Here is a 1,760-nt window from a genome sequence, read left to right as displayed (position 1 = left end):
ATGGGGGGCTGGGACTCTAACCGCCGCCGTCGGGTCCGCCAGTCCGTCTCAGGGAGGGGTGGATCCAGCCAACCGGGAGGCCGCCGCGGCGCGGACTTCCGGGGAGGGATCTCTCTCGCGGGCCAGCTCCAGGAGCAGCGTGCCCACGGGCTTGGGCAGCTTCGCGCTCGACGCCTGCTGGAGCGCCTGGGTGCGCTCCTTCACGCCCTGCGACAGGCGCTCGGTGACCTGTTGATCCGCGCAGGTGCGCACGCCGGGGTGCTGCTGGCGCAGGAGCAGCTCCGCGTCCGCGAGCTTCGCCTCGGCCAGGCGCACGGCGTCCTGGGCGGTGCGCTCGAAGGTCTCCATGTCCTCGGGGAACTCCGTCTTCTCGTTGCGAACCCGGGCGATGGCCTGGGCCGCGAAGCGCGCGTCCACCACCGCCGCGCAGAGCTGACGGGCCGACGCCAGGGGCACCCCACCCTCCGCGGACACGAGCTCCTCGCGCGCGGTCGTCTGGGCCCACACCGCGAGCTGCCGGGCCGCCACCGCCGCGGAGAACGCCTGGCGGCGCTGCTCGCGCAGCTGCACCCAGCGCCAGAGCACCACCGGATCCGTGCCGCCGGACTCATAGACGCGCTGGTACTGGCTGGCGGCCTGCTCCAGCTGGCCGCTCAGGTCCAGGAGCGCCGCCACGGTGATGTAGAGCTCCGGGCTGCTGGCGCGCTCGCGCAGGGACTCCAGCCGCACGGCGACTTCATAGCCGGCCACGGGCGCGGGCAGCGCGGAGAGCACCGTGCGCAGCGACGACAGCGCGTTCTGGCGGATCAGCGGGTTGCGCGCCGTGCGCAGCGCCTCCAGCAGCGGATCCACCGCGCGCACGGAGACGTGCTGGCCCAGCTCCTCCGCCGCCTGCCAGCGGTCCAGCGGATCCGGCGCCACGAGCGCGCGCTTCAGGTCCTCCAGGTCGCGCAGGTAGTGGCCCGCCTGCATCGCGCGGGCGGCGGGCTCGGTGCGGGAGAGCGCGCCCTGCTCCTCGCGGGCGCGGGCCAGACGCGCGGGGAATCCCGTCAGCTTCGGCCCCAGCGGGTGGAGCTTCACCTTCGCCTCTGCCTCGTCCACCAGCCCGGAGACGAGCAGCCCCTCCACCTCCAGCTCCAGCAGCTTGACGCGGACCTCCTCGCGGTGCGCGCCCGCGGGGAAGTCGCGCAGGTAGGCGAAGAGCTTCCCGGCGTCCCTGGCCTGGGCGAAGGACTCGTCGTCCAGCTTGCGCTCCAGCTCCTCGCGGCGCGCGCCAGCGGCCTCGCCCTGGAGGAGCTGGGACACACGCTTGAGGTCGGTGGTCGTCTGGACGTCGCGCTCCTGGGCCGCCTGCAGCCGGGTGCGCGCCTCGTCGCGGTGGGTGCCGTCGGGGTGCTCGGCGAGGAACTGCCGCCACCCGGCCTCCGTGTCCGCCTCCTTCGCCGCGTTGAAGCGCAGGCCCTCCAGCAGCGACTTCGCCCTCTGCAGCTGCGTCGCGTCCGGGTACGTCTCCAGGAAGCGCTTGTAGGCGATGACCGAGTGCAGCCGCTTCGCCTCGTCGAACTCCAGCCCCTCGATGCGCCCCTGGGCCGTCATGGCCTCGGGATCCTCCGGGTTCTCGCGCAGGAAGTCCTGGTAGGCCTGCACGGTGTCCAGCTCGCTGGCCTTGTCGAAGGACATGTGCGAGCAACCGGTGGCCAGGAGCACGAGGGCGAGAGCGCGGCGGATGGTGGGCATTCCCCTCCAGCAATACCCCACCC

The 1,760-nt window shown here is 73.3% G+C and carries 1 protein-coding gene; it reads right to left on the bottom strand.

What is annotated here, in order from left to right; all coding sequences use genetic code 11:
• Nucleotides 1–48: 48 nt before the first annotated feature.
• Nucleotides 49–1,737: a HEAT repeat domain-containing protein gene (locus D7Y21_RS41140; RefSeq protein WP_120568019.1), complete on the bottom strand. Its 1,689-nt coding sequence runs from the start codon at nucleotides 1,735–1,737 to the stop codon at nucleotides 49–51.
• Nucleotides 1,738–1,760 lie beyond the last annotated feature (23 nt).

Source organism: Corallococcus sp. AB045 (genome assembly GCF_003668895.1).
GTDB lineage: Bacteria > Myxococcota > Myxococcia > Myxococcales > Myxococcaceae > Corallococcus > Corallococcus coralloides.
This window is presented reverse-complemented; position numbering and strand designations above follow the sequence as displayed.